Here is a 22,979-nt window from a genome sequence, read left to right on the forward strand (position 1 = left end):
GTTACATTCATGGAAACGACCCCGCACCTTCTCATCGTTGATGATGACCGCGAGATACGCGAGCTGCTCTGCCGCTTTCTCGAGCGCAACCACTTTCGCGTGACCGCCGCACGCGACGGGCGTGAAGCCCGTCGTGCCTGGGCGGCCGGCCATTATCAGCTTGTGGTGCTCGACCTGATGCTCCCTGGCGAAAGCGGGCTCGACATTGCCCGCTGGCTGCGCAGCCAGGACAATGTTCCGATCATCATGCTGACCGCCATGAGCGATGAGACAGACCGTATCATCGGCCTCGAATTTGGCGCTGATGACTATGTGGCCAAGCCGTTCAACCCGCGTGAATTGCTGGCTCGTATCCGTGCCGTGCTTCGTCGCACCGCCGACAGTTCCGACAAGAAGCTTTCGGCGGATTCACGCATGATCCGCTTTTCGGGCTGGACACTTGAGCCTGCGCGCCGTCGTCTGCTCAATCCGGACGGGGCCGAAGTGCCGCTGACGGGTGGCGAATACGACATGCTTCTGGCGTTTCTCGAACGCGCCAACCGTGTCCTGACACGTGACATGCTGCTGGAAATGCTGCGTGGCCGACAGGCCGGGCCGTTCGATCGCGCCATTGACGTTGCGGTGAGCCGTCTGCGCCGCAAGCTGGAGGATGACGGGCGCAACGCCCAGATGATCAAGACGGTACGCGGGGGCGGCTATGTTCTGGCCGCCGATGTTGAACGCCTCTGACACCGTGATCCACCTTCTGCCGCGCTCGCTGCGAGCGCGCACCAATCTGCTTCTGATTGCAGGGCTTTGCGTGGTTCAGGCTGCCGGCCTGACCATCCATGCCCTCGATCACCTCAATATTGCCGACCGGGCGGAGATGCATGACAACGAGCATCATGCCTTTTCGATCTATCATACGCTGGTCGAACTTCCGCCCGCTGACCGTCAGGCCGGGCTCGATGCGATAGAAATCCCCTCGAATTTCAAGATCGTTCTCGACACCAGACCGGACACGCATTTCCCCAACTCTTTCATTCCCCTGCCATTCGCCATGAACCCCATGATGCGCAGCAATCCGCCTTCCGAGCGGCAGGAGGAAGGGGGTTTTCCCCCACCGGGCGACATGGGCGGTGAAGGACACAACCCCTTCCCCTTCGAGGGGATGCCACCTCCTCCGGCAGGTTTCGATCCTGGTGTTTCCGAGGAGCGGAGACCACCGCCCTTCATGCCCCCGGCCCTTTCCGGCATCGGCATGCTGCCTGCGCGTCTGCGCCCGCAACGCATGGTGATGGGCCATAAGCCCGGCACACGCCATTATGCAATGTCGCTGCAGATGCCCGATGACCATCGCTGGCTGGTCATGAACTACACGGTGCGGCCGCCCAATCCGTTTGGCTCACCCACCTTCATGATCTCGTTTGCCCTGATGACGATCTGTGGAGGCGGCCTGATTCTCTGGGGTTCGCTCCGGCTCATCGCCCCCGTCGCAACGCTTGCCAACGCAGCCACGGCGCTCGGCCGTGATGTTCATACGCAGCCATTGCCCGAATCCGGGCCAACCGAGATCCGTCAGGCTGCGATGGCCTTCAACACGATGGCAGCGCGTATCCGGCGTTTCGTTACGGATCGCACCCTGATGCTCACCGCCATCGGCCATGACCTGCGCACGCCCATCACGCGCCTGAAGCTGCGTGCTGAATTCATCGATGATGACGAGTTGCGTGACAAGTTTCTGGCCGATCTGGACGAGATGGAAAGCATGGTTGCTGCGACCCTCGCCTTCGGTCGTGACAGTTCGACCCAGGAGCCCATGACTGCTCTGGATCTGGGCGCACTTTTGCAGACCATCGCGGATGAAGCGGCCGAGGCCCGCCCCGACCTGGCTGATCAGGTGAGCTACCAGGAGCCGGATCATGCGATCCGCATCAAGGCACGTTCGCTGGCGCTCAAACGCGCCCTGACCAACCTCGTCATGAATGCGCTCAAATACGGTGGTTCCGCCACGATCAGCGTGACCTGCGCCCGTGGGCCGGGTCAGGAGAAGAACGTCTGTATCCGCATCGATGATAACGGCCCCGGCCTGCCGCAGGAAGATCTCGAGCGTATGTTCGAACCCTTTGTGCGCGCCGAAACCAGTCGTAACCGAGAAACCGGCGGCACCGGCCTTGGTCTGGCCATCGCCCGCTCTACCGTGCGCGGTCAGGGCGGGGATGTCACCCTCGTCAACCGCCCCGAAGGGGGGCTGCGCGCAAGCGTCATCCTGCCTTTGTAAGCAATCCGGGTTCTGCCCGAACCCGGCCACCTTTCCCTACCCTTCAGCTTGATGACCGGCAAACCCGGTCCGGAAGTGCGCTACGGACACCGCAGGGCGCGGCACGCGGACCCTGCATCAGCCTGCGTGCCCTGCGATTGCTACCCTTTCGGTGACAGGAGTCAGTGACCACTCTAACTGGCTCGCCTCGTTATCTAATCGAGTCCAGAGGCGCGCCTCTGGCGGGGTGCGGGGCAGCGCCCCGCGTCACCTATTGCCTAGCGCTTGACTGTTCGCACCGCCAGAGTACCCGCTCCCTGAATAAGCCCCACAAGGAGGATCAGCACAGCCACCACGGCAAACATGATGGTGGTGTTGAAGCGTTGATAGCCGTAGCGGATGGCCAGATCGCCCAGACCGCCTGCACCGATCGCCCCCGCCATGGCCGAGGCACCGACAAGGGTAATGGCGGTAACGGTCAGGCCTGAGAGCAACCCGGGCAGGGCTTCGGGAATCAGCACATACCGAATGACCATCCAGCGCGTTCCACCCATGACACGCACAGCCTCGATCAGCCCGGGCTCTATTTCCTGAAGGGAAATTTCGGCAATGCGGGCAAAATAGGGAATGGCTGCAATCGAAAGCGGCACAATGGCCGCCAGCGTACCCAGAGACGTACCGGCAATCAGCCGCGTGACCGGAATGAGCAGGACCAGCAGGATGATGAACGGAATGGCCCGGATGGCGTCGATCAGCCAGCCGATGGGGTAGCCAAGCCAGGGCACGTCATACAGGTCCTTGCGACGGGTCGCGATCATCAGCACGGCAAGAGGCAGGCCAAACACAAGGGCCACCAGTGTCGAGGCTGCGACCATTTCCACCGTCTGGAGGGTGGAATCGATGATAAGCTTACCGATCAGCCGGTACATAGCCGAGTATCTCCGTCACATGGGCCTGCTGGTCGAGATAGAGGCTGAGCGATGGGCTCAGCGGCGCGGAAAGGGCCAGGATCATGTCGGTCAGGGGTTCTCCCCCGCAATCGAGCGCCCCGCCCTGCACAAGCGTGATATCCTGATCGAAACGACGCGTGATCTCCGACAGAAACGCCGTGCAGGCAGCCTGTGCGCCAAGCACGACACGCAGCAGGGTTCTGTCTCCGGGGCGCGGATCAGGCGAAAGCTTCTCGCGGACATAGGCTGGGAGGGTCGGCCGGATATCGGCCAGAAGCCGCTCCAGACGCTCATCGCCGCGACTGTCACGCAGCAAGGTGGCCATCGTGCCGTTTTCGATCAGCGAGCCATGATCGAGCACCAGCACGCGATGGGCAAAGCGTCGCACAACATCCATCTCATGCGTGATCAGGATGATCGTCAGGCCCAGATCACGGTTGATCTGCGCCAGCAATTCGAGAATGGAGGACGTCGTGTGCGGATCGAGGGCAGATGTCGCCTCGTCGCACAGAAGCAACGAGGGTGAATTGGCAATGGCACGCGCAATGCCCACACGCTGCTTCTGACCGCCTGACAATTCGGAGGGGCGCTTGTGCCCGCGCCCTTCGAGCCCGACCAGTGTCAGGAGTTCCGCCACGCGTGGGGCAATCCGAGCACGGGGCCAGCCGGCAATTTCGAGCGGCAGGGCAATGTTGCCAGCCGCATCGCGTGAGTTGAGCAGGTTGAAATGCTGGAACACGAGCCCGACCTTGCGGCGCACCGCCACCAGGTCGCGTTCGGGCAGGGCAGCGAGATCGGCCCCGTCGAGCAGGATTCGCCCTTCCGAAGGGCGCTCAAGCGCACAGAGGCAGCGCAGCAGCGTGGATTTTCCGGCGCCGGAGCTGCCAATCACACCGATGATCTCGCCTTTATCGACCTGAAAACTGATATCGCTCAGAGCGGTCTGCGTCCCGAAACGGCACGACAGACCTGAAACATCAAGCAGCGTCATGAAAACGCAGGGATGACAGTATTGGCGTAAACATCAATGAGCGCCTGACGGATATTGGGCTGCTGATAGGCGCTGACCAGCGGCTTTACCCAGGGCGCCTGCACATCATCAGTGTTGACGGCAATCACGCAGATATAGGGATTGTCCTTTACGCCCTCACGCGCAAGCCGCTCATGCACCACATCGACCCCGGCCTTGTGTGCCCAGTCGGTGTTGATCACCGCGGCATCCAGATCCGGCAGGGCACGCCCCACGACCCCGGCATCCAGCTCGCGTATGGTGAATTCATGCAGATTCTCGGTGATGTCCAGCGGCGTCGGCAGCAGGCCCGCAGATGGCGACAGCTTGATGAAGCCCAGCGTCTGAAGCAGCAGCAGCGCACGCCCTTCATTGCTCGGGTCATTGGGCACACCGATCACGGCACCCTTGGGGAGGGCGGCGAGCGTTTTCCATTTGCGCGAATAGAGGCCGATCGGTGCGACATACGTATCCCCCACAGGGGTGATACGGTAGCCATGCGCGTCGCACTGTGCCTTGAGAAACGGCTTGTGCTGAAAGGAATTGGCATCGAGGTCGTGCGATGCCAGCGCCTCGTCAGGTGTCGAATAATCAGAGAACGTGACGATCTTGAGCGCCAGCCCCTGCTTCTGCGCGTTCTGGCTGACCAGACGCCAGATATCCTCATCCTCGCCCGCCATGATTCCCACACGAATGGGCTTGCCCTCGGCGAAGGCCTTACGGCTCCCGAGAGTGAGAGACGAGGCAGCGAGCAGCGACAGCACTGAACGGCGCGGCAGGAGAGGAAGGGTCATAGGCGAACGATCCGGAACTGACAGAACTCGGGGCAATCAACTAAACCAAATCGTTCATCTGTGAACGAGCGGCCGATTGAACGATTGTCATCTGTCATATACCGCCGTGAGGCAGAAGCAATCCTTTCTTTGGGTCACCCTCCCGTGGTTTTGGCATTATTCGCTGGGCGCGCATGCCCTGGCTCCGAAGAACGACATCCTGCTCCGTGCCACAGCTCGGAGCAGGACTTCTCATCCCGACGTCAGGCGGCACATTCAGCTGGTATCATTTCGTGAAATTCGACATGGCCTGCCATCTCGAGCACGGTGAGACTCAACAGCGCTGGCTGTGATGTAAGACCGACATCCAGAGGCAAATGTGCCATGCCATCGGTCCAGCGACACGTTCCATCCTCGACCTCGTGCCAGCCGCGCATCCCGACTTCGGTAAGGTGGTTTGTCACTGCAATCGCTTTGGAAGCGGCATGAAGCTGTATCGCACCAATTCTGAGCCCAAGGCGCCTGCGATCATCCACGAACGGACCCATAACATCACATGGCCTGCCTGCGCGGGAGGTGATCCGCACCTCATGAGTGTAGGCGGGCAGCATGAACATCCAGGTCTGACCGTTCTTGCGTACGGGGCGAAGCACCTTGCCCGAGGCCGTTGTCAGTCGCACGTCCATCTCATAAGAGACGCGCCGCTCCGTCTCGGCTTCACTCCCGAACAGATCGAGCGCGCGCTCACGCAGGGTGTAGAACAAAGGCTCGACGAAGGATCGGCTCGTATTCAGTTTTGCCGCTCCATCCATGGACCAGGTCCTTGTCTCCTTGACCGCGTCACGGCCGACAAAGAGACCGTCATGACCGGTGTCCAGATAGCTTTCCGTTGCCACGCCGTTCGCCAGGATTACGGCGTGTCCGTCGAGTTCGATATGGTGATAATGGTAGATTGGCCTGGACATCTCGTAGTGAATAGAGATGTCGTTGACCAGCATACGTGCCGGCACAAAGCAGCCATCAAGATGCAGGCAGTGCTCGGCTGTTATCAGCAAGTCTGAATGTGGCACGTTTTCTGCGAGAGCATGAGCACGGATCCGGATCGGATAGCCAGCACGGTCACGCGATTCATGCGGGATATAATGGTTTGGCTCGCAGCCTACCCATTTGACTGGTCGATAAGTAATTTCACCGTCCGTAAGACAGGCAATCTCATCGCCAGGAACCAGATCTTCCACCGCGATTTCCCCTCCCCTTGTCTGGATCTGCGCGCCTCGGAGAAAGCAGGCTGTCACAGAAGTGTGGTTGGCCCACAGAACACCACCATTGGCGACAGCGGGGGTATTGATTACTGCCCCCCAGGCCCCTGACATGGCACCGCCTGAACCGATCTGTGGATTGTCCACAATCGCACCGCTATGAATAAGTGCCGGATCGTTTCCGTAACCGCTGTTATACCAGGTATCGTTGAGAGAATATCCACCAGAGTAAATATTTGTCGGAATCGAGTTAAGCAGATTTTCACGACTGATCCCACCAGAATAGACAGTCATACCACCATCGCGGATATAGGAACTTTCAAATATTCCACCGGCTGATACATATATATTGACCGCATACCCGGAAAGATTGGAAGCCACAGCGCCGCTTTTTACGTAAATCGTCGCGCCATTTGCCAGGGCAACCGGAGCCCTGACCGTGACGCCATTGCTTTGATAAACTGTTCCACCATTCACTGCGACGGCCGACCATACGCCTTGCAGACTTGTGCCGACGGATGGCGACGGGGGCGTTGGGATAATCACATCACGCCCGAACCCTGCATAAGTGGTCAGATTGCCGCCAGCACTAACAGTAACATCACCATAAATGGTAACCCCCGACTGGATATTCATAACGGCGCCATTGCCACATGTTGTCGAGCTAATCGTCGCTCCACTGTATATATTTATAGCATCTTCGCCATAACCACTATTGTACCAATTGTCGTCTATAGTAGTTCCACCAGAATAAATCGTACTCGGTATCGAGTTCAGGGTGTTATTCATTGTCACACCACCGGACAGGATCGTGAGACCACCATCTACTATGGTGGAATCCTTCATCATACCGCCGTTTGAGACGTAGACATTGATCGCATAACCCGACAGTCCCGATACGACAGCACCATTCTGGATATAAAATGCGGTACCAGCAGCCGGTGAAACCGGTGGCTGAACAATCGTGGCACCACTTTTGAATACGGTATTTCCGTCAACATTTACGGCGCTCCAGACGCCCCTGATGGTCGTATCCGCCATTACAAATTCCTATTTACTTTAGTTTTTGCAAACTATTCTTGAGGTTTTGCTATGATTTCTGTTTTTCTGTCCTAAACCGACTGTTAATCACAATCGTTTTGCATATCAACCGAATTTTTATGATAATTAACAATTTATACTATCTTTTTTAATTTTTGTTCTTGAATTGGCATTCTTCTGCTTCCCTTTTCGCTCTGCCGGGATAGATTGTTTCTGTGGCAACTTATTTCATCTTCCTGATCGCAGCCCTCGCCGAAATCGCCGGGTGCTTTGCATGCTGGTCATGGTTGCGGCTCGGAAAGTCCGCATTGTGGCTTGTTCCTGGCGTGGCCAGTCTCATGCTTTTTGCTTTCCTTCTGGCGCACGTCGACAGCGATAGCGCGGGGCGCACTTTTGCGAGCTATGGAGGTGTTTACATTACCGCATCCCTGTCATGGATCTGGGCGGTTGAGGGTCGAACGCCTGATCGTTGGGATTTGCTTGGCGGTGCCATCTGCCTCATCGGTACGGCGGTAATTTTGTGGGCACCGCGCTCGACATGACCGGGTTCTTGAGCCATTGACCTGAGGTCTGCCCCACCCGGAGTCGCCTCTTGTTTCATGCCCTCTACCAACGCACCCTGGCCTTGGCGGCTTCGCCTCATGCCGGTTGGTGGCTGTTTGCCGTCGCTTTTGCAGAGGCCTCGTTCTTCCCTATTCCTGTCGACCTGATGCTGATCCCGATGATTCTGGCTTCCCGTGAGCACGCCTTCAGGCTCGCGGCCATCTGCACGGTCGGCTCCGTCACCGGGGCGATGCTCGGCTGGGTGATCGGCGCCATGCTGCTTCAGCACGTCGCGCTTCCCATCGTCCATTTCTATCATGCCGAGCACACACTTGCCGTCATGCAGGAGAAGTTCCGCCAGTATGGTGTGGCCATCATCCTGCTCAAGGGGCTGACACCCATCCCTTTCAAGATCGTCACGATCGCGGCAGGTGCAGCGCATTTCGCGATCCTGCCGTTTATCGCAGCCAGTCTGGTCACACGCGGGGCACGCTTCTTTCTGGTTGCAACCCTGCTCTGGTTCTACGGGGCACCTATCCGCGATTTCATCGAGCGCCGCCTGACCCTCGTTCTCGCAGGCTTTCTCTTTCTCATCATCGCTGGCATTCTGGCTGTCACCCTTCTGTAGACCAAATAAGGATTGCCGCCATGCCCAACCAGATTGCCGTCGTCACAGGCGCCGGAGCCGGTATCGGGCGAGCCACCGTGCGTATGCTGGCATCCTATGGCTTCGATATTGCCCTGATTGGTCGAAACGAGCAGCGACTTCAGGACGCCGCTCAGGAACTTGAGGCAAGCGCGGTGCGCACCCTCACCCTGCAGGTGGATGTGTCAGACGCCGCAGCGCTCGCCCAGGCTGCCGAGCAGGTCGAACGCAATCTGGGTCCGATCACGGTCTGGATCAACGCAGCGGGCGTTACCGCCATCGGCCCGGTCCTGTCGCTCGATGAGGCCACATTGCGCCGCGTGACCGATGTAACCTACCTAGGCTCCGTTTTCGGCACACAGGCAGCGCTGGCCTGCATGCGCCGCCGTGGCAGCGGCACGATCGTCAATCTGGGTCTGGCTCACCCGCTGCGCGGCCTGCCCTTGCAGTCTGCCGTCAATGGCGCTCATGCGGCAATCAGCGCCTTTTGCGACAGTGTCCGCCCCGAAATCCGCGCACTTTCTGATCGCATCGATCTCACAGTCGTGCATCTGCCCTCCATCAACACGACAAGACTGGGCTGGAGTCGCAACCTCTCGGGTCATACCCTCAAGCCAGTCGGGCGCATCTACGAGCCCGAGATTGCAGCCCACGCGATCTGCCAGGCTGTCCTGGGCCATCATCGTGACATCTGGGTTGGGGCATCATCCATTCTGCCAAGCCTGATCAATGGGCTTGCCCCTTCGCTGCGCGACCGCTTTCTGGCGCGCAAGGGTTTCAAGGCACAATTTGGCACCGGCACGCCGGAAGATGCACCGGACTCCTTTCTGGAAAGCGTCGAAGGCGCTTACGCAGCACACGGTCCCTATGAGGGAATTCCGCTCCGCGAACAGGGTCGCAAGCCGCTGCTGCTGACAATTCCGCGGCGCATCGGTCTGGGTGCGTCCCTGCTGGCTCTGGCCGGGATCGTGGCCTTGTGGCGCGCTGCACGGGACAAGAACTGACGCCGCGTCCCGTCTCCTGAAAGCCTTGACCCCCTGATTGTCAGCAAACGGACAATCAGGGCTTTCACGCCTAGCTCGGTCGGCGGCTGGTATTCGTCGACATGATCGCACGATGGTGCTTGAGGCCATTGACCAGCTTCTCGGCGTCCTCCGGCCCGAACACCAACCCGACCGGCCCGAATGCCGGATGCTGGAAAGCCAGCGTCGAGCCTTCAGTCAGGGCATCGATCTGAAGCGCCCAATTCGTGCTGTAAACGGGCAGGAACGGCGCATTGCCAATGGGGGGCTGGGCCTGCCCGGCTGTCATGGCAAAACGTACCCGACCAAGGCTCGCAATAAGCTGGCTCAGCTGGTTCAGGGTCAGATCTATTTCTCCGGAGATCCCGCTACCTTCGAGAAAGCGCAATGTCGCGCCTGTGCCATCGTCTTTCTGCACAACCTGCATTCTTGCACCCATGTCGTGATCGTCCTCTTCCCGGGTTTTTCAGATCAGTTTGCTGGTGCGTGGATCCATCCAGCCTCGGCCCACCATCCATGGCGACGAAGACTACTCACAGCACGCATTGCCTCAGACAGGTTTTCATATAGCCCGAAACAGGTCGCGCCCGAACCACTCATGCGTGAGAAAAGGCAGGATTCGGTATCGGCAAGGGCGTCGAGAACGGTGCCAATAACCGGATGAAGCGCAATGGCCGGGGGTTGAAGGTCGTTCGATGTCGCTGCCAGCGTCGCGCACATGGCATGCACATCATCCCAGCGCGCGGGCAGACTGGCTGGCGGTCGAAACCCTGCGCCCGATTCCTTCCATGCCTTGAATACGGCGGGCGTCGGCACCGCGATACCGGGATTGACCAGCACCATGGCACAACGCGGCAAGACCGGCGCAGCCACCAGCGTCTCACCAATACCCTGCATACGCTGTGTTTTCTGAGCCAGACAGACAGGCACATCAGCCCCCAGCCCTGCCGCAACCGTGGCGAGATCAGCCGATTCACACGACCATGCCTGAGAGAGGAGGCGAAGTGCAGCAGCAGCATCGGCCGAGCCACCGCCGATGCCTGAAGCGACAGGCAGGTTCTTGGTCAGGCGCATATGCCAGTCCGGGGTCGAGGATGGCACCGCGGCAGCTTCGCGCAAGGCCGCGGCGGCACGGAGCACCAGATTATCCGGACCGGCATCCAGCCCGGCCCCGAAGGGCCCGTCAATGACAAGACGCCCTTTTTCACCGGGTAAAGCCGGTGCCTCCAGAACCAGACGATCGGCCGTGTCTGCAAAAACGGCCAGCGAATCCAGCTCATGGTAACCGTTGTCACGTCGACCCGTGACGTGGAGAAACAGGTTGATCTTGGCGCGGGCGCTGGAGTGATCGGGGGTCATGCCGTCTGGGCTCATGGTCTGTCTCATCGTGACGGGGGGATGGGCCGACCACGCAAAACAGGCAGATCGGGCCCATTGGCGAGCGCAGCCTCGATCAGGGCCTTTGTTTCCGGCTCGGGCTTGTTGTTGAGCGCCTGGCTCCACTGGTCGCGCGCTTCGAGCTGGCGCCCCTGATACCAGTAGGCCACGCCCAGATGATACGCGATCTCGGGATCGCCCGGCGCAGCATTGACGGCGGAAAGCAGAAGCGGAAGCGCCTGCGCCAGATCACCATTCTGCTTGAGAAGCGCCCAGGCATAGCTGTCCCGTATCTCGGCGTCATCCGGTGCAAGGTCCATGGCGTGACGAAGAAGCTTGAGCGCCTGCTCCGGTCGCTCGCCATGCAGCACATCGGAGTAACCCGCATAGTTGAGCAGCATCGGCTCCGAAGGCGCAAGCGCAAGCGCCCGGTCGAGATCGGCCTGAGCCTTGTCGCGTCGGCCCATATGATCCCATGCCATCGCGCGCCCAAGCAGCAACGGCCAGACCCGCGCCTCCATGACGCTGACATGATTGAGCGCCCGCGTGTAGGTATCCACCGCTGCCTGATACGCCCCAAGCTGGTCCTGCGTGGCGCCCAGTTCATTGAGGATATCAGGGTTGTCAGGATTGGCCCTGGCCACACGCTCAAGCGCCCGCAACGCTGCTTTCAGGTCATGGCGCCTGAGGGCGATCTGGGCCTGGGCATGGTCTGACAGGGGGGCCAGCGGATCCTCATCCGCCACGTGGTCGAGTGCCGTCTGGGCCAGGTCGGCCTGACCATCGTTGCGAAGTTCCTCGGCCAGAAGAATCTTTGCCAGGGTCAGATCCGGCCGGAGCAGCAAGGCCTGACGCAGGAGCAGGATCTTGAGCTGCCGGATATCCTTCAGCTTGTCATCATTCTGGTCAGCCTGATCGGCGGGGCCGGCGGTTCCCTCCTCACCACGGTCGCGGGTGGTGGTGTCACCCAGAAGGGTGGTGATACCAACATAGAATTCCGCCAGCCCCTGGGACGGGTCAAATCCGGCGCCAAGTTCCTGCGGGCGCAGCCGGTCAGCCACGAGCTGAAACGCGGGGAGCACCCCACCAACCTGATGCAGTCTTTTGAGCGCAGCGTCACGATGATGTCTGAAGGCAAGCCAGTCGGCCTCGAACTGCATCGTCTGCACCCGCAGAAGCGGAGGCATGGATCCGGCGCTGGCATCCAAGCGGGCAAACAGCCCATCGGTGCGGGCCTCGTCGCGCAGCGATGCGATACGTGCCTCTTGCAGCAAGGCGAGATAGGCCACCGGGTCGAGCGAAGCGGTGGATTGTGCCGGACGATTGGCATCATCCTGCGTGGGAGAGACTCCGTACTGGCACCAGTCCAGCAATCCCTGTCCAGCCAGACGCAGGAAACCCTGAGAGGCCTTGCTATGCAGGGAGAAATAAGCTGCCGCGTCTTTCCACTGCCTGTCACGAAAGGCTGCGGTTCCCATCACGATGCGTGAGAGGCTCTCCTTTGGCAGAAGGCGCGCCAGCGTCAGGGCGTGGCCGGCAGCTTCCTCGCCTGCGTCCATGGCGTTGTAGCGCAGGGCCATGAGCATGAAATCCGGCTCGCGATAGCCGTGCATCACGGCACCGAACAATGCCTGCGCCGCATCGGGAATATTGTTGCGCTGAACCGATACGATACTTCCAAGCAGGCTCCCTGTGAGCGACCAGGCCGGGGCGGCAGCCTCCCGCACCTGAAAGGCTCCGGGCTGATGGTCACGTGCCGACGGGATTGCCTCGGCCGCATGAGGGGCAGCGCCCGGCACCGTCACGAGGGGCACGGCTGTCAGAGTGGCGAGAAGAACGCGCCGGAGCGGAGAGTGCTTGGTTTGCATCGTGCCGCAATCTAGACTGAACGCGAGCAGACACCAAACTGATAAGATATGATGCCCCTTTCCCTGTCCGGTCAGGACCAATCCGAAATTCTCGCCCTGCTGGAGCTCTACCGGGAGTGGGGGGTGGACTGTCTTCTGGATGAGACCCCGCCCCAAAGGCTCGATCGTCCTGCCTTGCTCACAGCACGACCGTCAGGCCGAGCCGCCACCGGGGGCAATAGCCGCACGGGTGACCGTGTGCATGGCGGCGCACCGGGCAGTGCTGCGCCGGCGGTCACAGCACGTGCCGCACCGATCGATCCTGAAACGGCACGGCTGTGGGGTGTGGGGGCCTTTCCGGAGTGCGCCCTGTCACGCACCGCCTCGACCAGTGTCCGGCCCCATATCGTGCCCGGCGCGAAGCTGATGCTCATTGGCGATGCGCCCGACGCCGATGAAGACCGGTCGGGTGATGTGTTTGCCGGAGAGACAGGCAAATTGCTCGACATGATCCTGCCCAGCATCGGGCTCGATCGCAGTACGCTTTCGCAGGCACCTGCCCTTCCCTGGCGTCCGCCGGGCGGCCGCGCTGTCTCGACCATAGAGAGCCGGGAATGTCGGGCCCTGCTCAATGCGGTCATTGCCCATGCCCGGCCAGAGCGGCTGATTCTCCTTGGACCGACACCGCTGCGCATTCTCGTTGATGAACAGGCGAGCGTGGCCCGTTCGCGTGGCGCGTGGATCGCTTTGCGACTCGACGATGGACATGACGTGCAGGCGCTCGTTCTGCAGCATCCACAACAGATGATTGCGAGTGCCCGTGCCCGCCGGGAGATGTGGAAAGACCTTGTTTTCATGGCAGAAAGCCTCGCCGCTGCGGGCTGACACGGACAGTTGCAAAGGCTTAATAAAAAAAATTGATTTTTGCCCGGAAAAACGCGGTTTTTCGCCTGTATCCCTCTGGTAGAATTCAGCAAACAATCTTAGAATAGCGAACTCCTTTGGTGTGACCTTTTGGCCACTCTTGCTTTGACATGCAGGAGGGGCTACGAGCATCCCCACCATGCGAGGAATTTCTTATTTCGCGTCGAGTAATAGCGCCCGTGCTTTCATGCTGTGCGCGATGCTTGTGGCGGGAGCGACGTTCAACCCGCTTCGTGCCCAGGAAAGCAGACCGACGCTTAACCCTGCCGATCATGACAATGCCCAGAGCGAGGAAACGGCGTTTGCTACGCCGCGATCCTACACGCCTGGGGGTTCGAATGGTCTTCCCCATCCCCTTACCGCGTCAGATGCCGCGCTGCTGAAAGAGGCGTTCCGCGCCCAGCGTGCCGGTGATTTCGAGACCGCCATTGCCCGCTCCCGTGCTGCCCATGATGGCATCCTGATGGGTGACCTTCTGGCGGAACGCTATCTCAACCCATCCTATCACCCACAGCCGGTGCAATTGCGCCTGTGGCTCAAGACCTTCTCGAGCCTTGCCGATGCCGGGGCCATACAGAACCTGCTGGTCTCACTCAGCCCCAAAGGCAGCGTGACCCTGCAGAACTTCCCAACGCCTCTAGCCCCTTCAGATACGGCATCAAACGTCACCACGGGTACGACAGACCCGCTCTCTCACCTTCTCAACCGTAATCCCCTGCTGGACCGCACCGTTAGCGAGCGTGTTTCCTGGGGGCTGAAGGGCGGTCAGAGCGCCGTCAAACTCATTGATTCCACCCCAGGCATGACGCCGCTCTATGCCGCGCAGCTCAAGGCGGAAGTGGCGCTAGGCATGTTGAGCGCCGGTGAAACCGGCTTTGCCCTGGAAACGGCCCGCAAGGGATTCGCCCAGAGCGAGAGCCAGCTTGGCTATGCCGGGTACGTGGCAGGCCTTGCCGCCTGGCGTCAGGGCAAACTGAGTGATGCGGCCCGACTTTTCGAGCAGGCCTCACGCGCCCGGACCACCAACAACGACATTCGCGCTGCCAGCGCCTACTGGGCTGCTCGTGTGCACCGTCATCTGCCGGGCCCTGCCACTCTGGCAACATCGTGGTTGCAGCGCGCTGCGGCTGAACCGGGCACATTCTATGGCATTCTGGCCAGACAAACCCTTGGGCTGCATCATGCTGGCAAGATCGCTGCCAGTGCAGAGGACACCCAGGCAGGGAATGCCACGGCGCTTCAGTCGGACGAGACCGCGCTCCAGAATCCGATCCCGGTGATGGGCGAAATCGATATCGATGCCGTCGCCGCTACGCCGCAGGGACCGCGCTTGTTCGCCCTGCTTCAGATTGGCGAAACGGCCCGTGCGGAAGCGCTTCTGCGTCGCATGTGGCCCGACATCGTCTCCGATACCGCACTCTGCCATTCCGTGCAGCTGGTTGCCGCTGCGGCCGGGCTGCATGACCTGTCAGAGCAGATTGCCACCATCCTTGGCTCACGCGACGGGCGTCCGGCCCATCTGGCCGGGTTCCCCACTCCGCAGCTTTCACCACGTCATGGTTTCAAGATGGATCCGGCGCTCGTCTATGCCCTGACGCGTCTGGAATCGAATTTCGATCCGAAGGCGTCATCCAGTGCCGGCGCGCACGGTCTGATGCAGATCCGCCCCCTGACGGCGAGCTTTGTGAGCGGGCCCAAACCCGCTCTCGACTCCCACGGCGTCGCGATCATCAACGTCCCGGCCGATATGGTCGGTCGCCTGCATAACCCGGCGGTCAATCTCGAGATCGGCCAGCTTTACGTTCAGTATCTGGCTGGCCTTTCGGAGCGCTCGGATGCTTCACCCAAGGGGGGCGATCTGATTCACACCCTTGCCTCCTATAATGCCGGACCGGGTGCCATCGCGCGCTGGGAAAGCGGCACGCCCCACGAGGCAGAGCTGGCCCATGATCCGCTTCTCTTCATGGAGCTTCTCCCCAACGGCGAGACGCGTGACTACGTCCATCACGCCTTCACCTATCTGTGGATCTATGCCGACAAGCTCGGCCTGCCCGCGCCGTCGCTCCATGCTCTGGCCCACGCCCAGTGGCCGGCCTTCGCCGAGGAACAGGAAATCGCCAGCGCGCGGCCAGTGACCTATCACTGAAGGTCTCAGGTCGTCAGGCGTCGCCTGACCTCCACGACTTGATGCCTGCCTCAGGCAGGCAAGCGGTTCCTGATGAGGGCGATGCCGGAACACGGTGTCGCCCTCACTCTTTTCCCAGCGTTTCCATTCTGATGATCCGCGCCCCAAGCGCCTTGAGAAAAAGGCTGTCATGGGACGAGAGCAGGATACAGGCCGACCGCGCTGTTTCTGCAAGCAGCGTCATCAGATAATCGCGTGAGGCCGCATCGAGCCCGTTGCCTGGCTCATCCATCAGCAATAGCTGCGGTGTACCTATGAAAGCCGAGGCGATGAGCATCTTGCGCCGCGTTCCGAGCGACAGCGCGTCATAGCGCTTGTCGAGATGCGATGTGAGACCGAACCCCTCGATCAGATCCGGCGAGACATCGGGCGCCTTGCGTGCCCAGGCGCACAGGGCCATGAGGTCACGCCCGGTCATGAACGGATAGACCGCTCCTTCGTCCGGGACATAGGCAAGGCATGATTTGGCTGCGACGGACTGGCGTGCGAGGTCATGGCCCGCGATCATCACCCGGCCCTTCTGCGGTTTCGCGACCCCGGACAAACCACGAAGCAGGGTTGATTTCCCCGTGCCGTTGCCGCCCCAGAGCCCATGCAGACCCACACCAAGTGCGAAGGTCACCGAAGAGAATACTGGCCGTCCCTTATAGGCCATCTCAAGGTCGGTGCAGAGCAGTATATCGGTCATGCGAAAGCCCCAAAGAGGATGACTGAAATCCACAGCGCGGAAAGGGCGAGCGCAGGCATGGGTCGCCAGCGCGGATCGATCGGGATGATGGCTCTCAGCGCCGAAACCAGTAACAGATAGGAGGCGAGCACGAGGAGCGCGCCCAGCAGCGAGATCAGCCCATGCAGAACAAGAGGCAGCAGACAAAGAAGCCCCGGGATCACAAACAAACCCACTACGAGACCGATATCGCGCCTGACCCAGAAGAACCGAGGCAGAGGCAAGGCCAGACAGAATCCCGAGGCCTGCTCATGCGCTTCGGCAAGCGCAGCGAAAGGCACCAGACTGCCTTGCGCGATGAGCCCCATGGCCACGATCTCAACGGGCATGGAGCGGGAATCGTAATCAAAGCCATGCAGAAGTGCCCATAGGGCAACCGGCAGGACCCAGACGATCAGCATCACACCGGGCGTTGTGTTACCGCGCTCGATACAGCACCGTATCTGTAGACGCAGGATCGGGTTCAGGCGGCTCAGTCCCGTGAGGGGAAACGACGAGACCCGGCGTGCGTAACGTCCGGCGCCGTTCCAGTCCCCCAGACGCGCACTCAGGCTCAGGCCTGCCCCGGCAATGAGAACCGGCAAGGCGAGCATCGGCAGGGTGGCGCCAGAAGCCTCCATACCGCACGCCATCGCGAGTGCCGCATCGGCCATTACGATGAAGGGCACCAGAACTGGCGCAGCTTCGATACGCGCGGCCTGCAGCAGAATGGTCAGCCCCGTAAAAACAAGGCCTCTCATTATATAGAGCAGGACAACCATCGGGGCCTTGAAGCCGATCAGCACGAGGCCGACCGGCAGAGGCAGAAGCAGGGGAAGATCGAGCACAAAGGCAAGCCCTGCGGCAATCGTCAGACGCTCGCTCAGTGGGATGGGCAGGCTGTCCAGATAGCCGCGAAAGGGTCCGCCACGCAGGATCGGCCGGAGTCCCTCCACCCAGAGCAGGGCGCTGATCTGCGCAAAAGCCATTGCCCCAAGATGCAGGCCCATTGCCTGCGGAAAAACGCCCGGCGTGGCGAAAAGGAAAACCATGAAATGCGCCGCCCGAACCAATAGGGCGACGATTGGCAGGGCCGGGGAAAGGAAAATAATGACAAGCAGCACGAGCCAGCGCTGCATGAGACGCGCCTTGCCAGCATGCAGCAGATAACGCAGCCTCAGGCGAAAGAAGGCAGAAAGGCTGTAAGGGGCAACAGCCATGCGCGTCGGGAGGGATTCCGCCGAATGGGAAGAGGACGGTGTCGCGTGCTCTGTCGTCACATTATTCCCTCACGCCATTTAGAGGTCAGAGCGCGACACTGAACCTCAGTTTTCAGCCAGAACCTGACGGCTTGCGCGCACCTTGGTCACGCGGCGCTGTTCCATTTCCACCACCTCGAACAACCACCCCGCAAAAACCACCTTGTCACCCTTGGCGGGGACGCGGCGCAGCAGGGCAAGAATGGCCCCGGCCAGCGTATGATAACTGCCTGCAGCAGGCAGATCGGGCAGATCCAGCACCGAGCGCACCTCATCGGCAGGCATGAAACCGTCGAGCACATATTCGTCGCGCTGCTGCGGATTTTCGCGCTCTGTCTTGTTCTTCTCAGCACTTTCATCGCCCACGATCGCCTCGAAGATATCAGACGGTGTCACGATGCCCTCGAATGAGCCGTATTCATCCAGCACGAAGGCAATGCCAAGACGCTCGCCGCGCATCCGCTCGATCATGTCCTGTGCCGTCAGGCTATCGGGTACAACGATGGGCTGGCGCAGGGCCGCTTCAATCGAAATCGGCAGCCCCTGAAGCAGACGATCCATCAGGTCCTTGGCCAGCACCACACCCACAGGATGATCCACATCGCCCTCGCAGACGAGAATACGTGTGTAGGTGGACTGGCGCAGCTTCACGATCAGTGCATCGCGGCTTGCATGCCGGTCGACCCAGAACAACTCGTTACGCGGGGTCATGATGGCACGCACAGGACGATCAGCCAGACGAAGCAGGCGCTCGATCATGATGCGCTCTTCGGTCTCCAGCACCCCGGCCTGGGCACCTTCTGCCAGAATGGCGCGCAACTCCTCCTCGGTAATGGCGGCACGGGTCAGGCCGCCTACCCCGAACACGCGCAGCACGAGATTCGATGTGCCGCTCAGCAGGGCCACAATCGGACGTGAAATGGTGAGTAGGGCAGAAAGGATGAAAGAGAGGCGTGCCGCCATTTTTTCGGGCTGCTGAAGCGCCAGTTGCTTGGGTACCAATTCGCCGAACACCAGCATGGCGAAGGTAATGGCCATCACCACAATGCCAATCGACAATTCATTGGCGAAGGGCCGCAGCATGTCGCTGCGTCGTATCAGCAGGGCCAGATCCTCTTCAATCTGGCTACCGCCGAAAGCACCTTCGAGAATCGAGACAAGCGTCATGCCGATCTGCACGGTGGGCAGGAAGGCATGCGGCTCATCAGCCAGACGCAACGCCCGCTCTGCGCCACGTACCCCACGCTTGACCAGCGCCGCAAGCCGCGGCCGCTTGGCCGAGATCAGCGCCATTTCGCCCATGGCGAAAATGCTGTTCAGGGCAATGAGAAGACAGATGACCAGAATGGGGGTGAGCATGGTGCCCTTCGTTCAGAGAAAAAGAAAAGGCGGACATACACATCGTATGTCCGCCCTTTCAGGATAAGGCGCTCATGCCTGTCTTGACCAGTATGCCGGGCATGGTTGCCCTGCCCTGCAAAGGATGGTCCGGGTGCAAGGCCCTTTAGTCAGCGGCGTCAGCGACCTCGACCGGCTTTTCCTCAGCCTTGTGGACGCGCACACGCGGGCCACGAGCCGGCTTGCGGGATTCGAGCAGGGTCACCTGTTCGGCCACCTGAGCCTCGTACTTGTATTCCGCCGGGCGCTGGTTCTCGAGCGAGATCTCGGGGACCATCGGCTTTTCGGTCTCAGGGCCGAACAGCGCAACCTTCGCAATGTGCCAGGGGCGCTTGACTGCATCCATGACAGCTGTGGATTCGTAGCCTGAATGGACCATGCAATCGGCGCATTTTTCATAGGCGCCAGTGCCGTACTGTTCCCAGGCCGTATCGTCCATCAGCTCCTTGAACGTCTTGGCATAGCCTTCGCCCAGCAGGTAGCAGGGACGCTGCCAGCCAAAGACGGTACGCAGGGGCTTGCCCCAGGGCGTGCAATGATAATTCTCGTTGCCAGCCAGGAAGTTCAGGAAGAGCGGCGACTGCGTGAAGCGCCATTTCTTGCCCTTGCCCAGACGGAAGATGTCACGGAAGAGCTGCTTGGTCTTCTGGCGGTTCAGGAAGTGCTCCTGATCGGGCGCACGCTCATAGGCATAACCCGGTGCCGTCATGACGCCATCGACGCCAAGCGCCATGACTTCATCGAAGAACCGCGCCACGCGTTCGGGCTGAGCACCGTCGAACAGCGTGCAGTTGATCGAGACGCGGAAGCCGCGCTCCTTGGCCTTGCGGATGGCTGCGACCGCGCGCTCATACACACCTTCCTGGCAGACGGACGAGTCGTGCATCGCCTTGTCGCCATCGAGATGGATATCCCACGAGAAGAACGGGTTCGGCTCATAATCGTCGAGCTTCTTCTCGAGCAGAAGACCGTTCGTGCAGAGATAAACGTATTTCTTGCGCGCCGTCAGACCCTTGACAATCTCGGGCATCTCCTTGTGCAGGAGAGGCTCACCGCCGGCGATGGCGATGACAGGGGCGTCGGCTTCGGCATCGGCATCCAGACATTCCTGCAGGCTGAGGCGCTGGTTCAGGATCTGAGCCGGATAATCGATCTTGCCGCAACCCGCGCAGGCAAGGTTACAGCGAAACAGGGGTTCGAGCATCAGAACGAGCGGATAGCGCTTGCGACCCAGAAGATGCTGCTTGACCACATAGCGCCCGACACGGACGGCCTGCATCAATGGAACGGCCATGTAACTCTATGCTCCTACACCAGGTGACAGGCTCTGACAGCGCAGGAAAAAGCGCCATGACCCTGCCACTCAGACGTCATATGTTGAGACCCGTTGGCGTTGAGACCCGCCGGTTCTTATGGATCCGAAAGAAATAAACATCGGAATAATGACAGGCGTGCCAGACCCGATACAAGACCTGAAACGAGACGAACGGGACGGTAAAACGTGGCCTATACACCGTCCCGTGGTCCCATCTCAACATCTGCGACGTTTCATTGCACAGGCTGTGTCATTTTGGCGACATCACAACGTAATGACTAACCAAATTTTAAGCTGAAACAAGTTGCGCAACTCCAAACGATGCGCTCATTCCCACGCACCGTTACTGGAGAAGAGTGGCAAGATTGCACTTTTCGACATTATGTCGGACATATGCCCGCGTGGTCAGGCTTCTGATGACTTGTAATTGATATGAGCCATCCCAGTTTTCCGACTACGGATCCAGATATATGTCGATCCCGCCGCGCAGGCCTGTCGCGCGGGAAGATTTTGAGGACGCAGCATGACACAGCTTACCAGCAGAACGATCAAAGCCGCCTCAGTCCGGCGCCGCAAAGGAATTGCGTCCCGTTACGCGGCCCTCGGTGTTCTGGCCCTTTTGTCGGCTCCAGTCGTTTCTGTTGCGCTGATCACGCCCGCTCTTGCCCAGACAAGCGCTCCTTCTTCAGCTGCTATCGCACCAATCAATGCGCTCTACGCAGCCCTCGGGCAGATCCAGGCACCGTCCAGCAGCTCGACTGCAGCACGCGCCCAAATCATGGCCCCCGTTATCGACAAGGTCTTCGATCTGTCGACTGTCCTGCACAACTCGATTGGCATGCGCTACACCACCCTCTCGGCCGATGAGCAGACGAAACTTCTTGCTGCTTTTCGTCAGTTCACGATCGCGCGCTATGTGTCGAGCTTCAAACAGGGCGGCGAAGCGAAGTTCACCGTCAGCCCCACCACGCGACCCGCACCCACGGGCGGCAGCACGCTCGTCAACACGACGATTGGCGATGGCTCCGATACGGCCACTGCTATCAATTATGTCATGATGCCTTCGGGCGGCGGTTATCGCATCGTCGATATTCTGCTGAATGGCCATATCAGCCAGGTTGCCGCCCAGCGTGCCGATTTCAGCTCGACCCTCGCCCGTGGCGGTGCAGATGCTTTGGTGACCTTGCTTAACCGCAAGACTGCAAAGTTCATGAACAACTAAGATGCGCTGTCGGCCGCAAGAGATGGAAGCTCCCGGAAAGGGCAGAGGTGTCGTTTGCTTCGAGCCCTGACTTGGGCCAGCGCTCTCGACGTGCTGGGCTATGCCTCAGCCTGTCTTGCCGTGGCCGGCTGCACACAATCTGTCATCGGTGCAGGCCTGATTGCTGCATTTCAACGTCGCGAGCGACGGACGCGCGCCCAGTCCGCGCCCTCTGAGCATGGCTGGCCGCCTGTCACGGTGCTCAAACCCCTGCACGGGGACGAGCCACTGCTCGAAGAGGCGCTGCGGAGCTTCTGCGAGCAGGATTATCCGCTGTATCAGGTCGTCTTCGGCGTCCAGCGCAGCGATGACCCTGCCATAGCTATCGTACAGCGCCTCCAGCAGGAATATCCGGACCTCAATCTGGACCTTGTGATCGATGGCACCCCTCACGGGACCAATCGCAAGATTGCCAATCTGATCAACATGTATCCCTCAGCGCGGCATGACATCCTGATCATCTCCGATTCCGATATCCATGTACGACAGGGCTATCTGAGCGATATCGTTCTTGCCTTGTCGCCCCCCGGGATAGGACTTGTCACAACCCTCTATGCTGGTCTGGCGGCAACGCGCAGTGTGGTCCGCCAATTTGCGGCCAGTCAGATCAACCATAATTTCATGCCAGGCGTCATGATGTCGCGCCTTCTCGGACGACAGGACTGCCTGGGTGCCACCATGGCATTCACCCGCACCACGCTCGAACGGATTGGTGGTCTGGCCGCGCTTGCAGAGCATGTGGCCGACGACGCCGTTCTGGGTCAGCTTGTCCGTGCAAACGGTCAGGAAATTGCGCTCGCTCGCTGCCTGACATGGACAACGGTGGCCGAAGCCTCGACACGCGACATGATCGATCACGAGTTGCGCTGGGGCCGCACGGTCAAGAATGTCGAGCCCGTCGGCTATGGATTATCCGCCATCCAGCTTCCCCTGTTCTGGGCAAGCGTCACACTGGCCTGTTTCCAGGCCACTCTGTGGGCAGAAATCTTTTTCCTGGCCGTCTGGATGATCCGCAGTGCCGCGGCCTTTTTCATAGACCGTCTGGTGGGGCAGTTCAGTGCGGCTGTCTATGCTCTTTTTCCCCTGCGTGAATGGCTCTCTGCTGCCATCATGGTGGGGAGCGCCAGAGGTCAGAAAGTGGAATGGCGTGGGCAGACGCTCCACATACGTCGCGCCGTGCCGGTGCCTCCGCCTGTGCAACCTGTCGAACCCGGCGATTAGACTT

20 protein-coding genes are annotated in these 22,979 nt (G+C 60.2%); 9 read left to right on the top strand and 11 right to left on the bottom strand.

All coding sequences use genetic code 11. The features are described 5' to 3' along the window. Nucleotides 1–9 precede the first annotated feature (9 nt). Nucleotides 10–729, top strand: coding sequence for a response regulator (locus tag F3J08_RS07785; RefSeq protein ID WP_023978778.1), 720 nt, complete (start codon nucleotides 10–12; stop codon nucleotides 727–729). Continuing rightward, nucleotides 698–2,260 (top strand): ATP-binding protein, encoded by a 1,563-nt coding sequence (locus F3J08_RS07790; RefSeq protein ID WP_240149214.1) that lies wholly within the window; start codon nucleotides 698–700, stop codon nucleotides 2,258–2,260. The genes F3J08_RS07785 and F3J08_RS07790 overlap by 32 nt, the downstream gene beginning before the upstream one ends. A gap of 257 nt (nucleotides 2,261–2,517) precedes the next feature. On the opposite strand, the gene F3J08_RS07795 is transcribed toward F3J08_RS07790, so the two are convergent. From F3J08_RS07795 to F3J08_RS07810, 4 genes are all read right to left on the bottom strand, one after another. Next, entirely contained in the window at nucleotides 2,518–3,168 is a 651-nt protein-coding gene (locus F3J08_RS07795; RefSeq protein WP_023978780.1) for a methionine ABC transporter permease, read from the bottom strand. Then, entirely contained in the window at nucleotides 3,149–4,180 is a 1,032-nt protein-coding gene (locus F3J08_RS17530) for an ATP-binding cassette domain-containing protein (RefSeq protein ID WP_166929163.1), read from the bottom strand. Before F3J08_RS17530 ends, F3J08_RS07795 begins: the two co-directional genes overlap by 20 nt. Beyond that, the gene (locus F3J08_RS07805; RefSeq protein ID WP_166929165.1) at nucleotides 4,177–4,992 is read right to left on the bottom strand and encodes a MetQ/NlpA family ABC transporter substrate-binding protein; all 816 of its coding nucleotides are present in this window, start codon (nucleotides 4,990–4,992) and stop codon (nucleotides 4,177–4,179) included. Before F3J08_RS07805 ends, F3J08_RS17530 begins: the two co-directional genes overlap by 4 nt. Before the next feature lie 242 nt (nucleotides 4,993–5,234). Further along, complete coding sequence (locus F3J08_RS07810) at nucleotides 5,235–7,271, bottom strand: Hint domain-containing protein (protein WP_166929167.1); 2,037 nt, start codon at nucleotides 7,269–7,271, stop codon at nucleotides 5,235–5,237. A gap of 215 nt (nucleotides 7,272–7,486) precedes the next feature. Here F3J08_RS07810 and F3J08_RS07815 point away from each other — a divergent pair, with 215 nt between their 5' ends. Genes F3J08_RS07815 through F3J08_RS07825 form a run of 3 tightly spaced genes read left to right on the top strand, consistent with a single transcriptional unit; the run spans nucleotide 7,487 to nucleotide 9,464 of the window. Beyond that, nucleotides 7,487–7,813, top strand: coding sequence for a YnfA family protein (locus tag F3J08_RS07815; RefSeq protein ID WP_122038706.1), 327 nt, complete (start codon nucleotides 7,487–7,489; stop codon nucleotides 7,811–7,813). Between the two features lie 50 nt (nucleotides 7,814–7,863). Beyond that, the gene (locus tag F3J08_RS07820; RefSeq protein WP_122038707.1) at nucleotides 7,864–8,442 is read left to right on the top strand and encodes a YqaA family protein; all 579 of its coding nucleotides are present in this window, start codon (nucleotides 7,864–7,866) and stop codon (nucleotides 8,440–8,442) included. Between the two features lie 20 nt (nucleotides 8,443–8,462). Then, nucleotides 8,463–9,464, top strand: a complete 1,002-nt coding sequence (locus F3J08_RS07825) for an SDR family oxidoreductase (RefSeq protein WP_166929168.1) — start codon at nucleotides 8,463–8,465, stop codon at nucleotides 9,462–9,464. Nucleotides 9,465–9,534: 70 nt separating this feature from the next. Here the strand turns inward: F3J08_RS07825 and F3J08_RS07830 are convergent, their stop codons facing one another. From F3J08_RS07830 to F3J08_RS07840, 3 genes are read right to left on the bottom strand one after another with little or no spacing between them, the layout of a single operon-like run. Then, complete coding sequence (locus F3J08_RS07830) at nucleotides 9,535–9,921, bottom strand: hypothetical protein (protein ID WP_122038709.1); 387 nt, start codon at nucleotides 9,919–9,921, stop codon at nucleotides 9,535–9,537. Between the two features lie 32 nt (nucleotides 9,922–9,953). Then, nucleotides 9,954–10,856, bottom strand: a complete 903-nt coding sequence (locus tag F3J08_RS07835; protein ID WP_240149215.1) for a 4-(cytidine 5'-diphospho)-2-C-methyl-D-erythritol kinase — start codon at nucleotides 10,854–10,856, stop codon at nucleotides 9,954–9,956. An 8-nt stretch (nucleotides 10,857–10,864) separates the two neighbouring features. Further along, entirely contained in the window at nucleotides 10,865–12,727 is a 1,863-nt protein-coding gene (locus F3J08_RS07840) for a tetratricopeptide repeat protein (RefSeq protein ID WP_166929170.1), read from the bottom strand. A 48-nt stretch (nucleotides 12,728–12,775) separates the two neighbouring features. Here F3J08_RS07840 and F3J08_RS07845 point away from each other — a divergent pair, with 48 nt between their 5' ends. Both F3J08_RS07845 and F3J08_RS07850 read left to right on the top strand, forming a co-directional pair. Beyond that, nucleotides 12,776–13,591, top strand: a complete 816-nt coding sequence (locus F3J08_RS07845) for a uracil-DNA glycosylase family protein (RefSeq protein WP_166929171.1) — start codon at nucleotides 12,776–12,778, stop codon at nucleotides 13,589–13,591. A 178-nt stretch (nucleotides 13,592–13,769) separates the two neighbouring features. Next, nucleotides 13,770–15,776: a transglycosylase SLT domain-containing protein gene (locus F3J08_RS07850; RefSeq protein ID WP_166929172.1), complete on the top strand. Its 2,007-nt coding sequence runs from the start codon at nucleotides 13,770–13,772 to the stop codon at nucleotides 15,774–15,776. A 103-nt stretch (nucleotides 15,777–15,879) separates the two neighbouring features. Here F3J08_RS07850 and F3J08_RS07855 read toward each other — a convergent pair whose 3' ends face one another. From F3J08_RS07855 to hpnH, 4 genes are all read right to left on the bottom strand, one after another. Then, a complete protein-coding gene (locus F3J08_RS07855; RefSeq protein ID WP_166929174.1) occupies nucleotides 15,880–16,503 on the bottom strand; it encodes an ATP-binding cassette domain-containing protein in 624 nt (207 codons plus the stop codon). Beyond that, the gene (locus tag F3J08_RS07860; protein ID WP_166929175.1) at nucleotides 16,500–17,801 is read right to left on the bottom strand and encodes a hypothetical protein; all 1,302 of its coding nucleotides are present in this window, start codon (nucleotides 17,799–17,801) and stop codon (nucleotides 16,500–16,502) included. Before F3J08_RS07860 ends, F3J08_RS07855 begins: the two co-directional genes overlap by 4 nt. 45 nt (nucleotides 17,802–17,846) lie before the next feature. Next, nucleotides 17,847–19,139 (bottom strand): hemolysin family protein, encoded by a 1,293-nt coding sequence (locus F3J08_RS07865; protein WP_023978793.1) that lies wholly within the window; start codon nucleotides 19,137–19,139, stop codon nucleotides 17,847–17,849. A gap of 145 nt (nucleotides 19,140–19,284) precedes the next feature. Beyond that, entirely contained in the window at nucleotides 19,285–20,472 is a 1,188-nt protein-coding gene (gene hpnH, locus F3J08_RS07870) for an adenosyl-hopene transferase HpnH (RefSeq protein ID WP_062163765.1), read from the bottom strand. A 544-nt stretch (nucleotides 20,473–21,016) separates the two neighbouring features. Here hpnH and F3J08_RS07875 point away from each other — a divergent pair. Both F3J08_RS07875 and hpnI read left to right on the top strand, forming a co-directional pair. Continuing rightward, the gene (locus F3J08_RS07875) at nucleotides 21,017–21,715 is read left to right on the top strand and encodes an ABC transporter substrate-binding protein (RefSeq protein WP_166929177.1); all 699 of its coding nucleotides are present in this window, start codon (nucleotides 21,017–21,019) and stop codon (nucleotides 21,713–21,715) included. A gap of 54 nt (nucleotides 21,716–21,769) precedes the next feature. After that, nucleotides 21,770–22,975, top strand: a complete 1,206-nt coding sequence (gene hpnI, locus F3J08_RS07880) for a bacteriohopanetetrol glucosamine biosynthesis glycosyltransferase HpnI (protein WP_240149216.1) — start codon at nucleotides 21,770–21,772, stop codon at nucleotides 22,973–22,975. The last annotated feature ends 4 nt before the right edge of the window (nucleotides 22,976–22,979 follow it).

Origin of the sequence: Asaia sp. As-1742, from assembly GCF_011753235.1 — a bacterium.
GTDB classification, from domain to species: domain Bacteria; phylum Pseudomonadota; class Alphaproteobacteria; order Acetobacterales; family Acetobacteraceae; genus Asaia; species Asaia bogorensis_B.

What these genes read in the sequence shown, in the direction of transcription:
- F3J08_RS07785 (WP_023978778.1), top strand. Translation starts at nt 10, where the DNA reads ATGGAAACGACCCCGCACCTTCTCATCGTTGATGATGACCGCGAGATA.
- F3J08_RS07790 (WP_240149214.1), top strand. Translation starts at nt 698, where the DNA reads ATGTTCTGGCCGCCGATGTTGAACGCCTCTGACACCGTGATCCACCTT.
- F3J08_RS07795 (WP_023978780.1), bottom strand. Translation starts at nt 3,168, where the DNA reads ATGTACCGGCTGATCGGTAAGCTTATCATCGATTCCACCCTCCAGACG.
- F3J08_RS17530 (WP_166929163.1), bottom strand. Translation starts at nt 4,180, where the DNA reads ATGACGCTGCTTGATGTTTCAGGTCTGTCGTGCCGTTTCGGGACGCAG.
- F3J08_RS07805 (WP_166929165.1), bottom strand. Translation starts at nt 4,992, where the DNA reads ATGACCCTTCCTCTCCTGCCGCGCCGTTCAGTGCTGTCGCTGCTCGCT.
- F3J08_RS07810 (WP_166929167.1), bottom strand. Translation starts at nt 7,271, where the DNA reads ATGGCGGATACGACCATCAGGGGCGTCTGGAGCGCCGTAAATGTTGAC.
- F3J08_RS07825 (WP_166929168.1), top strand. Translation starts at nt 8,463, where the DNA reads ATGCCCAACCAGATTGCCGTCGTCACAGGCGCCGGAGCCGGTATCGGG.
- F3J08_RS07830 (WP_122038709.1), bottom strand. Translation starts at nt 9,921, where the DNA reads ATGGGTGCAAGAATGCAGGTTGTGCAGAAAGACGATGGCACAGGCGCG.
- F3J08_RS07835 (WP_240149215.1), bottom strand. Translation starts at nt 10,856, where the DNA reads ATGAGCCCAGACGGCATGACCCCCGATCACTCCAGCGCCCGCGCCAAG.
- F3J08_RS07840 (WP_166929170.1), bottom strand. Translation starts at nt 12,727, where the DNA reads ATGCAAACCAAGCACTCTCCGCTCCGGCGCGTTCTTCTCGCCACTCTG.
- F3J08_RS07845 (WP_166929171.1), top strand. Translation starts at nt 12,776, where the DNA reads ATGATGCCCCTTTCCCTGTCCGGTCAGGACCAATCCGAAATTCTCGCC.
- F3J08_RS07850 (WP_166929172.1), top strand. Translation starts at nt 13,770, where the DNA reads ATGCGAGGAATTTCTTATTTCGCGTCGAGTAATAGCGCCCGTGCTTTC.
- F3J08_RS07855 (WP_166929174.1), bottom strand. Translation starts at nt 16,503, where the DNA reads ATGACCGATATACTGCTCTGCACCGACCTTGAGATGGCCTATAAGGGA.
- F3J08_RS07865 (WP_023978793.1), bottom strand. Translation starts at nt 19,139, where the DNA reads ATGCTCACCCCCATTCTGGTCATCTGTCTTCTCATTGCCCTGAACAGC.
- hpnH (WP_062163765.1), bottom strand. Translation starts at nt 20,472, where the DNA reads ATGGCCGTTCCATTGATGCAGGCCGTCCGTGTCGGGCGCTATGTGGTC.
- F3J08_RS07875 (WP_166929177.1), top strand. Translation starts at nt 21,017, where the DNA reads ATGACACAGCTTACCAGCAGAACGATCAAAGCCGCCTCAGTCCGGCGC.